This is a genomic window from Duganella sp. HH101 (assembly GCF_001758795.1).
Classification (GTDB): domain Bacteria; phylum Pseudomonadota; class Gammaproteobacteria; order Burkholderiales; family Burkholderiaceae_D; genus Rugamonas; species Rugamonas rivuli.
This window is the reverse complement of the sequence record NZ_LRON01000006.1, coordinates 195,864-209,194: the sequence shown is the minus strand read 5'-3', so window position 1 is coordinate 209,194 and position 13,331 is coordinate 195,864. Positions and strand designations below refer to the sequence as shown.

The window sequence follows — 13,331 nt, the reverse complement described above, 5'->3', positions numbered from 1 at the left end:
CAGCCTATGAATTTTAGCTTCCGAAGCACGGTGTTGGCCCTGGCGGCCGTCACCAATTTCGCGATGGCCGACGAGAGCGTCGTTTTGCGCGAGCCGTACACCTTGCGGCTGCACCAGGATAAAACCCACTACGTGGAGTACCCGGTTGGCAAGGTGCCGTTCGTGCACAATGGCTCGGTGTATCTGTTCAAGGACGACTATTTCGGTGTCAACCTTGATGTCCAGAATGACGCGGTGGCGGCGGTCAGCAAAGGCCCTGTCGGCACCAGCATCATTCCGGTCCAGGCAGGACTGGTCAACTTCGAGTCGTGGCCCCATCCGATCGCGCAGTTGGTCCTGACCAAGCTGGCGGTTAAATGACGATGAAAACTAGTGCCCCGACCTTGCATCTCTTCCGATTCGGCGCCGTTGCGGTCAGCGCCTGCTGCACCATCGGTGCGGCGCAGGCGCTCGACATTCCGATGGAGGCCAGGCTGGCGGCCGAGCGGCTCGATTCCAAGACCTGCTACGCGGTGCTGAAGACCAAGGGCAGGCTGGTGGGCTATGAACTGGGAGGGGAATTGCTTGTTTCGTCAGGCGGCAAGCTGACTTCGGTGCCGTCGGCCAGCAGCCACGATGTGGGCGACGGCATGCCGCGCCGCTACGAGGGCGGCGGGCTGCGGTTCGATATCAAGCCGCTCAGCGACCAAAAGACCGAGACGATCAAGGACATCACCTACACCATCAAGGAGCGCGCCGTCGCCGTCTTGGTCGACCAGGGCAAGCGCCGGCGCCTCAAGCTCGATATCCTGCTGAGCTGTTCCTAGATCAGATCAGCGATTCCGCCAGGTCGCGCAGGTCGTCCGCGTATTCCAGCTCGATCAGTTCTTTGCGGGCGACGCCGCTGCGCCAGGCGGCGGTGGCGATCTTCGGCGTGACGCCGCTCAGCAGGCGCGGATCCAGCAGGCCTGGCACCACGTAGTCCTTGCCGAAGCGCGCGTCGCTGCGCGCCATGTCGGCCAGCGCCACCACGCAGGCGCGCTTCATTTCCTGGTTGATGGTCGAGGCGCCGCAATCGAGCGCCGCGCGGAACAGGTAAGGGAAGCACAGCGCGTTGTTGATCTGGTTCGGATAGTCCGAACGGCCGGTGGCGATGATGGCGTCCGGCGCCACTTCGCGCACCAGTTCCGGACGCAGCTCCGGCTCCGGATTGGCCAGCGTGAACACGATAGGCTGCGGCTTCATGCGCTCGATATCCAGCGGCGACAGCACGCCGGGACCGGATACGCCGAGGAACACGTCGGCGCCTTCCATCACGTCGGACAGCTTGCTGGCAGTGGTGTCCTGCGCCCAGGCGGCTTTTTCGCCGTCCAGGTTGCGCGCGGTGGTCAGCACGCCCTTGCTGTCGCAGACGTAGATGTTCTTGCGCTCCGCGCCCAGGTCCACCAGCAGCTCCAGGCAGGCGATGGCCGCCGCGCCGGCGCCGGAGCAGACGATCTTCACGGTGGCGATGTCGCGGCCGGTCATCTCGATCGCGTTCAGCATGCCGGCGCCGACCACGATGGCGGTGCCGTGCTGGTCGTCATGGAACACCGGGATCGACAGGCGCTCGCGCAGCTTGCGCTCGATGTAGAAGCACTCCGGCGCCTTGATGTCTTCCAGGTTGATGCCGCCGAAGGTCGGGTGCAGCGCGGCGATGATGTCGATCAGCTTATCGGGATCGGTTTCGTCGATCTCGATGTCGAAGGCGTCGATGCCGCCGAATTTTTTGAACAGCACCACTTTGCCTTCCATCACAGGCTTGCCGGCCAGCGCGCCGATATTGCCCAGGCCGAGCACCGCCGTGCCGTTGGTGATCACGCCGACCAGGTTGCCCTTGGCGGTGTACTCGTAGGCCTTGGCCGGCTCGCGCTGGATTTCCACGCATGGCGCGGCCACGCCCGGCGAGTACGCCAGCGCCAGGTCTTCCTGGGTGCTGACGCTCTTGGTCACTTCGATGGCGATCTTGCCGGCGCTGCCGGCGCGGTGGTAGGCCAGCGCTTTCTGTTCGATGGTGCTCATGGGTGTCCTCGTTATTTTATTGGCTCTGAATGCGAAAAACGCCTGCACGGGCCGAAGCCGGTGCAGGCGCAAACTGCTGGGGATTAGTCGATCATGGATACAGGCCGCGTACTTCGCGGGCCTGCAGCACGCGGGTGCACGCCAGGATGAAGGTGGCGGTACGCAGCGTAACCTTCTTCTCCTGCGACACCGACCATACGGCGTTGAAGGCGTCCTGCATGATGCGGGTCAGGCGGGCGTTGATCTCGTCCTCGCTCCAGAAGAAGCTGGAGAAGTCCTGTACCCATTCGAAGTACGACACGGTCACGCCGCCGGCGTTGGCCAGAACGTCCGGCACGATCAGCACGTCCTTGTCGGTCAGGATGTCGTCCGCTTCCGGGGTGGTCGGGCCGTTGGCGCCTTCCAGGATGATCTTGGTGCGGATCTTCGGCGCGTTGGCGGCGGTGATCTGCTGTTCCAGTGCGGCCGGAATCAGGATGTCCGATTCGATGCCCCAGAACGCGTCGCGGTCCAGGAAGGCTTCGGCGCCGGCGAAACCGGTCACGCTGCCGCATTCGGCGACGTGCTTGTGCAGACGTTCCACGTCCAGGCCACCTTGATGCACGACGGTGCCGGTGTGATCCTGTACGGCGATGACTTTGGAGCCGGCTTCCGCGAACATGGTCGCTGCCACGCCGCCGACGTTGCCGAAGCCCTGGATGGCGACACGAGCGCCTTCGATCGCCACGCCACGCTTGGCGGCGGCTTCGCGGCCCACGACGAACACGCCACGGCCGGTCGCTTCGCGGCGGCCCAGCGAGCCGCCCAGCGAGATAGGCTTGCCGGTGACGACGCCGGTCGACAGATTACCTTCGATCATGGCGTAGGAGTCCATCATCCATGCCATCACCTGTTCGTTGGTGTTGACGTCCGGTGCAGGGATGTCCTTGTTTGGTCCGATGATCAGCGAGATTTCGCTGGTGTAGCGGCGGGTCAGGCGCTGCAGTTCGCCACGGGACAGGGTCTTGGGGTCGACACGGATGCCGCCTTTGGCGCCGCCGTATGGCACGTTGACTGCCGCGTTTTTCACGGTCATCCATGCCGACAGTGCCATCACTTCGGACAGGGTCACGTCCTGGTGGAAGCGCACGCCGCCTTTACCTGGACCACGCGACATATTGTGCTGGACGCGGTAGCCTTCGTAGTGGGCGATGGTGCCGTCATCGCGCTCGATCGGCACGTCGACGGTCAGGATGCGCTTCGGACGCTTCAGGGTTTCGACCCAGCGCGACAGGCTGCCCAGGTGCGGGGTAACGCGGTCGATCTGCTGCAGGTAGACGCCCCAAGGGCCCAGGTCTTCTGGATTGAGGTAGGAAGGCAGTGCGTGTGCTTGTACAGTGGTCATGCTCAAGTCTCCGATGGAATTCGTGGCTGGAATCCGCTCGTGGCGGTCTTCAAGTGGAGCGAATCATAGGCCTGGAGGCTTGGGGCGGGCCAATGCTGTATGCGCATTCGGCTATGCAAAAAATGCATAGTTAACGAAGTGGTACTGCAGCGGTACTCCGTAGTGCTACTGAATCGGCTAGCGTTCCGACACCGCGACGCGGCGCTTGCGGCCGCTGTTTTTCTGCTGCTGTTCGAGGAATTCCCACAGCCGTTCGACGATGGCCTTGCCGCGCCGGTGCGCCGACGGGCGCTCGCGGTACAGGCGGATTTCCATCTCGATTTCCCAATCCGAGGCGCCGCCGTCGGCGCGCGCCAGCTGCTTTTGCTTCAGTTCCCGCGTCACCGCCGATTCGGGCAGGAAGGCTACGCCGCGGCCCTCCAGCGCCATCATCTTCAGGCCTTCGGCCATGTCGGTCTCGTAGTGCGGGTCCAGGTGCAGCGGGGTTTTGGCGTCGGTCAGGATCAGCTCCACCATGCGGCCCAGGTAGGCGTTATTCGTGTACGACAAAAACGGCAGCGGCTCCTTCTTGGTGCCGGGCAGCGTGAATTCTGGCGCCTTGTTCTTGTCGCAGCGGGCGTAGGCGCGCAGCGATTCGCGGCCCAGCACCAGCATGTCGTAGCGGCCCGGATCGAGCTGCACCGGCTGGCGTGGATGGTGGTAGCACAGCAGCAGGTCGCAGCCGCCTTCGACCAGCTGCATCACGGCGTCGTGCACGTTGAGCGCCATCAGGCGGCTGCTGATCGGCGCGAAGTCGTGCTCCAATGCGGTCAGCCATTTCGGCACGAAGGTCAGCGACAGCGTGTGCGGCACGGCCAGGTCGATGCTGGTCTGCGCGGCGGCGCGCTTGGAGCGCAGCATGTCGCGCGCGCCGTTGATTTGCGCCAGCATCTCCAGCGCCTGTTCGTAGAACACGATGCCGGCCGGGGTCAGCGTGGTGGGGTAGGAGGTGCGGTCGACCAGGTCGGTGCCCAGCCAGTTTTCCAGCGACTGGATGCGGCGGGAAAAGGCGGGCTGCGTCACGTGCCGCAGCGCCGCCGAGCGGCTGAAATTATTGGTCTCGACCAGCGAGATGAAGTCTTCCAGCCATTTGGTTTCCATGCGCGTTTCCTTTTACTGCGGTTGCGGGGTGTTGGTAGTGTTCGTGATGCTGCGGATCGGCGTGAGCAGATACGCCAGCGTCGCGAACACCACCAGTATGATGCCACCGCCGAACAACAATTGCGACAGCGAGATCACCGTCAGCACCCAGCCGGTAACGGCGGCCGACAGCGGCGCCAGTCCCATGAAGATGAACATGAAGATGCTCATGGCGCGGCCCATCATGTGCGGCGGCACGCGGCGCTGTATCCAGGTGAAGACGTTGACCTGCATGTAGCCGGACAGCAGGCCTAGCGCCAGCATCAGCGCGGCCGCCTGCCATGCGGCTTGCACGGCGCCCAGCGGCATCACCAGCAGGCCGGCGACGCCGTCCACCAGCAGCAGCAAGGTGCCGAAGCTGGCGAAGCGCAGGCGCGCTCCGGCCACGGCGCCGCCGGCCATCCCGAGCAGCATGCCGGCGCCGTTGGCGCCCATCAGCAGGCCCAGGGTGGAGGCGCCGTGCAGCTGTTCGCTGGCCAGCACCGGGATCGCCACCTGCATCGAACCGCCGATGAACAGCGAGACGATGCCCCAGTAGATGAAGCACATGCGCATCGGCACGTCGTTCCACACCATCATCAGGCCGGCGCCGACCGAGCGCAGCACCGATTGCGGCGCTTCCTGCTGCGCCGGCGCGGCCAGCTTGCCGACCTTGGACAAGGTCCAGGCCGAGGCCAGGAAGCTGAGGCAGTCGAGACCGAAGGCGAAGGCCAGGCCGCGGGCGTCGGCGATCACGCCGCCGCTGCTGCCGGACAGCGCCAGCAGCCCGGCCGCCATCAGCGGGCCGATCAGCATCGACAGCTGGCGCAGCCCCATCAGGAAGCCATTGGCCGCCTGCAGGTGCTCGGCGGCGATCGCCTGCGGCATGATGCTGGTGCCGGACGGGATGCCGAAAGCCTGCGCCAGGCCGATGCCGAAGGCCAGCACGTAGATGATCATCAGCGTCAGGTGCGCGTTCAGGTCCAGCGTCACCGACAGCGATGCACTGAGCGACACGGTCATGGTCGGCTGGTTGTTCAGCACCAGCAGGGTCAGCAGGCCGAGCAGCAGGGCGTTGGCGTATTTGCTGAGCATCAGCACGCGCTTGGGCGAGTAGCGGTCCACCACGGCGCCGCCGATCAGGATGAAGACGGCGCGCGGAATGCTCATCAGCGCGATGACCAGGCCCAGCGCCAGCGTGTCTCCGGTCAGTTTGAGCACCAGCCAGGGCAGGGCCACCATGGTCAGTTGATCGCCCAGCATGGAGATCACGCCGCCGCGCAGCAGCCATTTGAAGTTGTGGTTGCGCATCAATGCCGCGCGCTGCAGTTTTTTAGGATCGTCCATGACGGAGTTCTCGTTCAGGAGTTGGTGGCGTTCATGCCGGCGATGAGGGCGAGTGCGCCGCTCAGTTCGTCGAAATGCGCGGTGGGGCAGTTGCGCAGCAATTCCTTGCTGATCTGATCGGCCACGGTGACGGCGTTGGCCAGCAGCTCGCGGCCGGTGGCGGTGATGGCGGCGTAGGCGACGCGGGCGTCGCGCGGGTCTTGCTGGCGCTCGACCAGGCCGATCTTTTCCAGCGGCAGCAGGGTGCGGGTGACGCCGGACGCGGTCAGGCCCTGGCGCTCGGCCAGGTCGACGCGGCGCAGGCGGCCGCCGGGGGCGCGGTTCAGGTAGTGCAGCAGCATGAAGTCGCCAAAGCTGATGCCGTGGTAGCCGCCCAGCACCTGGTCGAGCCGCCGCACCAGCGTGGCCTGGGCGCGCGCCAGCCGCAGGGCGAATTCAAGGCTAGGGCTGACGTCGGCCGGGGTGTCGTGATTGATCTCGTTCATGCTGGTTCCTATTGTTGATTTGTTCTTGATAAATACTTGATTTAGCAAGTATATCGCATTTACTTGCGTGCGCAAGTAAATTTTTGCACTGAACGCGACAGAATTCAAACTACGTTGTTTTGCCGGGGCGGTTCGGCGCTAGAATGTCTGCGGTTCAAGATAGGCTTTACCTAAACTACAGAATAAATAGCGGAGACTTTTTATGCACATGGGGACCACCGAGATCTTTCTGATCGCGATGTTGATCATTTTTAGCGTGCCGTATCTGATCTGGCGCTTCGGCAACACCGACTACTACGCGCCGCTGGTGGTGGTGCAGATCATCACCGGCATCCTGCTGGGGCCGGGCATCATGGGCCGCGCTTTCCCGGAATATTACAGCTTTGTCTTCAACCCGCAGGTGGTGCAGTCGCTCAACGGCATCGCCTGGTGGGCGGTGATGATCTTCGTGATGATCGCCGGTATCGAGCTGGACCTGAAGAAGGCCTGGGAACACCGCCGCGAAAGCACCATCACCGCCGGCCTGGCGCTGGGTACGCCGCTGGCGTTCGGCTGCGTCGCCGCGCTGGGCCTGGTCGGCTACGCCGGCTGGATGGGGCCGAAGGCGCAAAGCTGGCAGTTCGTGCTTGGCATCGGCATGGCTTGCGCGGTGACGGCGCTGCCCATCCTGATCCTGCTGATGGAAAAACTGGAGATCCTGCGCCAGCCCATCGGCCAGCGCATCCTGCGCTACGCCAGCCTGGACGATATCGCCATCTGGGGCGTGCTGGCGGTGATCCTGCTGGATTGGGACCGCGTCGGCCGCCAGTTGGGCTTCCTCGTGGTGTTTGCCGTGGCGACCAGGCTGTTCCGCATGATGATGGTGCGGCTGCAGGAGCGCGACCGCTGGTATATTTCCTTCATCTGGCTGGCGGCATGCGCGTTCGCCGCCGACTGGGCGGGCCTGCACTTCATGGTCGGCGCCTTCCTGGCCGGTGCGGTGATGGATGCCGACTGGTTCAACCAGGAGAAAATGGACTTCCTGCGCGCCAATGTGCTGATGGCCATCATGCCGGTGTTCTTCCTCAGCACCGGCCTGCGCACCAACTGGGCGATGGGCGGTTCGGCGGTGTTCATCGTGGCCGCTGTGTTGCTGATCGCCTCGGTCAGCGGCAAGCTGGCCGGCATTCATCTGGCCGGCAAGATCCTCAAGTGGGGGCCGGGCGAGGCGTCCATCATCGGCTGGCTGTTGCAGACCAAGGCGCTGATCATGATCATTTTCGTCAACATTTTGCTCGATAAGCAGATCATCACCAGCGAGACGTTCACCGCGCTGCTGCTGATGGCGATAGGCAGCACCATGCTGACCGTGCCGATGGTGTACCCGAAATTGCAACGCGTGGCGCAGCTCATCTTCAAAACCAGCTGATATAATGCCGGGATGAACGATACTACTCAACTCCCTCCGCTGCCCGATCGCCTGTCGATCGACCCGCGCAGCAAATTCCACGTTGCCGCCGTGTTCGAACACGATGTGGGCATCCGTTTTAACGATAAAGAACGCCTGGACGTCGATGAGTACTGCATCAGCGAAGGCTGGATCAAAGTACCGGCCGGCAAAAGCCTGGACCGCTACGGCAATCCAATGCTGATCAAGCTGAAAGGCAAGGTCGAAGCGTTTTATCGTTGATACGATCGCTGTAATGCAAAAAACCACCGGCACTGAACGCGTTCAGGCCGGTGGTTTTTTTTCGCCGCTTAGAACTTGTGGTTGTACTCCGCCGAGAAGCGCACCTGGCGTTCAGGCGCGCGGCCCAGCACCTGGTTGTAGTACGGGTTGATGGTGTCGGCGCCCGAGTTGTAGACCGGCTGGGTGGCCAGCACGGTCTGGCGGTTGAGCAGGTTGAACACATCGGCCTTCAAGGTCAGGCCCTTGAACCAGGCCGGCATGTAGGTCGCGTTCAGGGCCAGGCGCATATCGGTCGGCAGCGTGCCGGCCGAGCCGCGCGGCGCAAGCTTCTCGTCGCAATAGTAGGTGGCGGCGCCGTACCAGCCGGCCGGGTTGTTGTTGACGTTGAGCGCCTTGGGCAGGTTGCCGATGCAGGACTTCGGCGCGCCGGTGGCGATGTTGATGTTGGTGCCCACGCGCCATTCCGGCGTCAGCTGGTAGTAGCCGTAAGCCTTGAGCACGTGCGTGTGGTTGTTGGGCAGCAGGCCGTTGGCGCCGTCCATCAGCTCGGGATAATCGAAGGCGGTGGTGGCGGCGATGTCGGCCTGGCCGATGTCGGACGCCACCTGGCCTTCCATATTGCCGCGGCTGCGCGACAGCGTGTAGTTGATCTTGCCGTACCAGCCGTTGCGCAGCGGATGCTCGGCGAAGATGTCCAGCGCGGTGTAGATGCGCTGTACTTTCGGCAGGCCGATATCCTCGGCCGACAACGGCACCGTCACCAGCTGGCCGTTGCGGCCCAGGTCCAGCTCCAGCGTATTGCCCTGGCCCGGATTGATCAGCAGGCAGGGCATGCTGTAGCGGCTGGCGTCGACCTTGTTGCGCTTTGCCCAGGCATCCACCGGACGCTGGTCGCACCAGTCTTCGATGGTGTTGCGCAGCGTGCGGTAGGTGAACTTGGCGCCCACGGTGTAGGCCGGCGTCAGCGCCGCTTCGAAGCCCAGCGCCAGTTCGTCCTGGTAGGTGGCGCCCAGGTTGCTGGCCGCCACCTGGTGCGGATCCTTGGCCTGGCCGTACTCATTGCCGGCGGAGAAGGGCGGGCTGATTTCGGTCAGGCCGGTCGGCGCGCCGGTCTTGGCATCGACGCCGGTGTAGGTGAAGTAGTGGTCGATGTGCACCGGATTGCCGGCCAGGCGCAGCGCCACGCTGGTGGGGATTTGCAGGTGGTAGCGGCCGGCGTTGGCGAAGAGCTTCAGGCTGCTGTCGCCGCGCGCATCCCATGCCGCGCCCACGCGTGGCGCCAGCATGTGGCGTTGTTCGGCATAGGCCACGCCGGCGCTGTTCTTGTTGGTGAACTGCTCGTTGCGCAGGCCCAGGTCCAGCAGGATCCGGTCCGTGATCTGCCAGCGGTCCTGCACGTACTGCGCGCTCTGGTCGGTCTTCGGCGAGGCCGCATCGCTCTGGTGGTACTCGTTCACGTAGTAGCCCTGTGTGCCGTAGCCGCCGCCGGATGCGGGCGAGCGGCCGCCCGGCACTGGCGCGTTGGGATTGGTGGAGCGCGAGTAGATCCAGCTGCCGCCGCCCGCCAGCGACGAGCCGTTGATCGAGGACACGTTGTTGTGGTCGATACCGGCGCGCAGGCCGTGGTCGCCCAGCTTGTACTCGACGTCCAGGCGCAGCGTCGATTGCTTGTCCTCGGCGTTGGCCACCTGCATGGTGCCGCCTATGGTCTGCGGGTTGCTGTAGATGAGGCCTGGCACCTGCGCGCGCGCCGGTGCGCTGACCTGGAAGATGCCAGGGACATAGCCTTCGGTGCTTTGCGGGTAGGTCGACTTGAAGCGGCCGGCCAGCGCCGTCACGGTCAGGCGGTCGGTCAGGAAGCCGGTGTACTTGAGGATGGAATCGTTGGTGATGGCGCCGTCGCCCGTCACGCCGTCGGCCCGCACGTTGGTGCGTTGCAGGTCGGTGTAGCTGAAGCCGTAGTTTTGCTGGGTCTTCTTGGTCTCGTCATGGATCTGCGTGAATTCGAGACGGTGATCGTCGGTGATGTTGTAGTCCAGCTTGACCAGGTAGCGCGGCGTGCGGCTTTCGCGTTCGGTCCAGCCGTTGGTCTTGTTGGTGGAATCGGAATCCTTGCTGATGTAGGCGGTGTTGAAGCGGTCCTGCTCGATGTTGGCGAACACGAACAGCTTGTCCTTGATCAGCGGCCCGCCGACATAGGCGCTGCCGAAGACGTCGTTGGCGGTGTTGGCGCCGCGATAGGTCAGCAGCTTGCCGTCCGTGGCCGGGTTGGCGCCGGTTTGCGGATAGTAGGTGTCCTCCGGTTTGGCGCGCAGCTTGTTGGGCGTGTACTGCAGCACCGCGCCGGCCTCCCAGCGGTTGGTGCCGCTCTTGGTGGTGATGTTGACCACGCCGCCGGTGGAGCGGCCGAATTCGGCGCTGTAGCCGCCTTGCAGTATCTGCGCCTGGGCGATGGCGAAGAAGGGCAGCGTGGTCGAGCCGATCTGCTTGTACACGTTGGTGACGGGGAAGCCGTTGATGTAGTACGAGTTCTCCGACACGCCCGCGCCGCCGAAGCTGTCGCCGCCGATGCGCGGACTGCCGCGCGTGGTGGCGGGAGCCAGCTGGATGATGCCCGAGATGCTTTGCGCCACCGGCAGCGCCTCCAGTTCGCGCGCGGTGAAGACGGCGCCGTTGTTGGTGTTGCTGACGTCGATGGTGCGGCGGCGCGACGATACGGTGACGGCTTGCAGGGCTTCGAACGAGGCTTCGACGCCCTGGCCGATCAGGGCTTCCACTTCGAGCGTGCGTTCGATTTCGCCATTCCGCATCAGCATGACCTTGTAGCTGCCTGGCTGCATGGAGGTGGCCTGGTAGCGGCCGCTGGCGTCCGGATGGACCGTGCGGCGCGCGCCGGTGGCGATGTTCTCCAATACCACGCTGGCGCCGTTGTGATTGGCGATCTGGCCGAAGATGATGCCGGTGGCGTTCGATTGGGCGTAGGCAGGTGCGGTAATGCCGCCGGACAGCAGGGCTCCGCCGAAAGCCAGCGCGAGGGCGTGGGCTACAAGCGTCATCCGGATGGGGTTCTTCATGATGTCTCCTAGTCGTTTTTATGATCGTCGGCCACCACGGGCAGCCGACGAAGACATACTAGGGAAGGAGGCGTTGGCGATCTAATGAATCTTTGGTCGCCAGCATTGCTGAAAACGATATGCGGAGTTTATTCGGGCAGCGTGATCTGCAACGGCGCCTTGCCGTCCCAGGCTTTATCGAACAAGGTCTTGCCGTCCAGGCGCACCAGCACGCGTTGCGCGGCTAGCCCTGGACGCAGGCGCGTCGTCACCAGGTCGAGGCCTTCACCCGTGCCGCCTGCACCGAACGCGCGTATGCGCCGCAAGGCCATGCGCGGCCAGCCCTTGGGCAGGCGCGGCGCGAAGCTGAAGCTGCGCAGGCCTGTCGGCTCGATGCCGAACAAGCCCTCCGTTATCACCCGCGCATACAGCCCGCTTTCCGCCGACAGGTGGCGTTGCTGACCTTCCGGCCAAGCTTCCACCGCATACGGTACGTGCTCGCCGAGCAGGCGGCGGCCGGAGTAGTAGCGCAGATAGGGCATGGTGCGTTCCAGTTCGCCCGCTTTCAACAGGCCGCGCAGTGCGTACAAGGTGGCGCGGTCCCAGAAGGTCTTGTCGCCGGCCTCGGTCAGCACGCCGTTCTCCGACCACAGTTGCGGCGACAGCAGCGCGTCGATGGTGCCGTGCTGGCGCTCGTTGATACCCAGCGCCAGCGGCAGCGCTATCCATGCGCGCAGCTTGTCGTTGCCGGCGTAGTAGCGATACGTGTCGTAGCCGCCGATGGATGTGCCGAAGTGGCGCTCGATGGCGGTGCGCTGCTCCTGCGCCTCCTGCCGCAGCGCTGTGGCGCGCTGCTTGTCGCCCAATGCCGCGTTCAGGCGCGCGGCGCCTGTCAGTCCGCCGTAGGCCAGCACGTTGGTGGACAGGTTGGCTTTGCCGGATGGGAAGCGGCCTTCCAGTTCGTCGCTGTCGGAGTGGACGATGCCTTCGCTGTCGCGCTGGCGGCGCGTGAATTCCAGGCACCAGTCGATCAGGGGCAGCAGCTGGCGCGCGGTGCCGGCGTCGCCCTGGGCCAGCGCGAACTGGCTGGCGCCGTAGGAGATCATGGCGCAGTCGCCGCGGTCGCCGGCGCCGTTCCAGTAGCCGCGCCCCTCGGCGATGATGGAGGAGGGCAGCGGCCGGTACTCGGGATTCATGTAGCGGGCGAACAGGCCGAAGCTGGTGAGCGCGCTTTGCACGGCGGCGCGGTCGCCCAGGTAGGGGAAGAAGGGATTGACGTATTCCGCCTGGTCGTTGGCCCAGACGGCGGCGTAGTAGCGGGTGCCGCCCGGCCCGTGCAGCAGGCCGCCGCGCGTGGCGAACACGCTTTCGGCGGCGCGCACTTTGGAGAATGCGAACATGGCGTCGAGTACCGGGTCCGGCGTTTCCAGTACCAGCTCGTTGCGCCATTGTGCGACTTTGCGGGCGCGTGCTTGCAGTGCTTCGTCCGCATCCACGTACACCATCTCGTTTTGCAGGCGGCCGCTGATGATGACATCGACGTGCACCCGCGCGCCTGGCGCCAGCGTGCCTTCGCGTGCGGCGGACTGCACTGCGATTACGTAGGCGCCGTGGGTGCCGCGTTCGGCCGGCGTGGTCTCGTTGCTGTCCAGCGCGGCGAAGCTGTAGCGGCGGGCGGTCTTGCCGTTGTTGACCAGCTCCAGCCGCTCCACCAGCGCCGGTTCGTCCGGCGACGGCGTCAGCGTGCGGTTCAGCAGCAGGCCGGGCGCCAGTTCGGATTGCAGATTGAGTTGGCCGTCGAAGCGTACTTGCCGCAGGCGCTCGGCGGCGACAGGCGCGCCGTCGATGGCGATGGCGGGCGTGGCTTCGGGGCCGAACTTGCGCAGCAGGCTGGCGTGCGTGTCGTCGGGGATGGTGCGCAGCATCGGCCACACCACGGTGCGTGTCAGCAGCAGCGTGCCGTCGGCCTGGCTGCCGTAGTCGATCACTGCGGAGACCTGGCGGCCGCTCATCTCCAGCTGGTCGCGATGGGTGTCGCCGACTTGCCAGCGGATGGCGTTGCCGTCGATCTGCCAGCGTGGCGTGAACGCGGGTGGTGCTGCGTGGATCGCGCTGGCTGCGTGCGCGGTGGCTATGGTGGCGGCCAATGCGGCGGCCAGTACGACCGCGCGCGGGCGAATTGCTTGGTTCATGCT

At 64.7% G+C, this 13,331-nt stretch carries 11 protein-coding genes; 4 read left to right on the top strand and 7 right to left on the bottom strand.

The window, feature by feature from the left end:
• The first annotated feature begins 6 nt into the window (after positions 1-6).
• Together DUGA2_RS12180 and DUGA2_RS12175 are read left to right on the top strand one after the other, a co-directional pair.
• Positions 7-360 carry a hypothetical protein gene (locus DUGA2_RS12180; protein ID WP_141753245.1) on the top strand — a complete coding sequence of 118 codons (354 nt, stop codon included), beginning with the start codon at positions 7-9 and terminating at the stop codon, positions 358-360.
• A gap of 2 nt (positions 361-362) precedes the next feature.
• Positions 363-806 (top strand): hypothetical protein, encoded by a 444-nt coding sequence (locus DUGA2_RS12175; protein ID WP_141753244.1) that lies wholly within the window; start codon positions 363-365, stop codon positions 804-806.
• Position 807: 1 nt separating this feature from the next.
• On the opposite strand, the gene DUGA2_RS12170 is transcribed toward DUGA2_RS12175, so the two are convergent.
• The 5 genes from DUGA2_RS12170 to DUGA2_RS12150 all read right to left on the bottom strand — a co-directional run bounded on the left by DUGA2_RS12170 (position 808) and on the right by DUGA2_RS12150 (position 6,414).
• Positions 808-2,040, bottom strand: a complete 1,233-nt coding sequence (locus DUGA2_RS12170; protein WP_070269513.1) for a malic enzyme-like NAD(P)-binding protein — start codon at positions 2,038-2,040, stop codon at positions 808-810.
• 91 nt (positions 2,041-2,131) lie between these two features.
• A complete protein-coding gene (locus DUGA2_RS12165) occupies positions 2,132-3,424 on the bottom strand; it encodes a Glu/Leu/Phe/Val dehydrogenase (protein WP_008447193.1) in 1,293 nt (430 codons plus the stop codon).
• A 177-nt stretch (positions 3,425-3,601) separates the two neighbouring features.
• Positions 3,602-4,564, bottom strand: a complete 963-nt coding sequence (locus tag DUGA2_RS12160; RefSeq protein ID WP_070269512.1) for a LysR substrate-binding domain-containing protein — start codon at positions 4,562-4,564, stop codon at positions 3,602-3,604.
• A gap of 12 nt (positions 4,565-4,576) precedes the next feature.
• On the bottom strand, positions 4,577-5,929 hold the full coding sequence (locus DUGA2_RS12155; RefSeq protein WP_070269511.1) for an MFS transporter: 1,353 nt from the start codon (positions 5,927-5,929) through the stop codon (positions 4,577-4,579).
• A 14-nt stretch (positions 5,930-5,943) separates the two neighbouring features.
• Positions 5,944-6,414 carry a MarR family winged helix-turn-helix transcriptional regulator gene (locus DUGA2_RS12150; RefSeq protein WP_070269510.1) on the bottom strand — a complete coding sequence of 157 codons (471 nt, stop codon included), beginning with the start codon at positions 6,412-6,414 and terminating at the stop codon, positions 5,944-5,946.
• Between the two features lie 202 nt (positions 6,415-6,616).
• Here DUGA2_RS12150 and DUGA2_RS12145 point away from each other — a divergent pair, with 202 nt between their 5' ends.
• Together DUGA2_RS12145 and DUGA2_RS12140 are read left to right on the top strand one after the other, a co-directional pair.
• Positions 6,617-7,822, top strand: a complete 1,206-nt coding sequence (locus DUGA2_RS12145; protein ID WP_070269509.1) for a cation:proton antiporter — start codon at positions 6,617-6,619, stop codon at positions 7,820-7,822.
• Positions 7,823-7,834: 12 nt separating this feature from the next.
• Positions 7,835-8,083: a DUF3297 family protein gene (locus DUGA2_RS12140; protein ID WP_008447201.1), complete on the top strand. Its 249-nt coding sequence runs from the start codon at positions 7,835-7,837 to the stop codon at positions 8,081-8,083.
• A 68-nt stretch (positions 8,084-8,151) separates the two neighbouring features.
• Here DUGA2_RS12140 and DUGA2_RS12135 read toward each other — a convergent pair whose 3' ends face one another.
• Positions 8,152-11,157: a TonB-dependent receptor gene (locus tag DUGA2_RS12135; protein ID WP_083296295.1), complete on the bottom strand. Its 3,006-nt coding sequence runs from the start codon at positions 11,155-11,157 to the stop codon at positions 8,152-8,154.
• A 128-nt stretch (positions 11,158-11,285) separates the two neighbouring features.
• Positions 11,286-13,328, bottom strand: coding sequence for a hypothetical protein (locus DUGA2_RS12130; RefSeq protein WP_070269508.1), 2,043 nt, complete (start codon positions 13,326-13,328; stop codon positions 11,286-11,288).
• Positions 13,329-13,331: the final 3 nt, after the last annotated feature.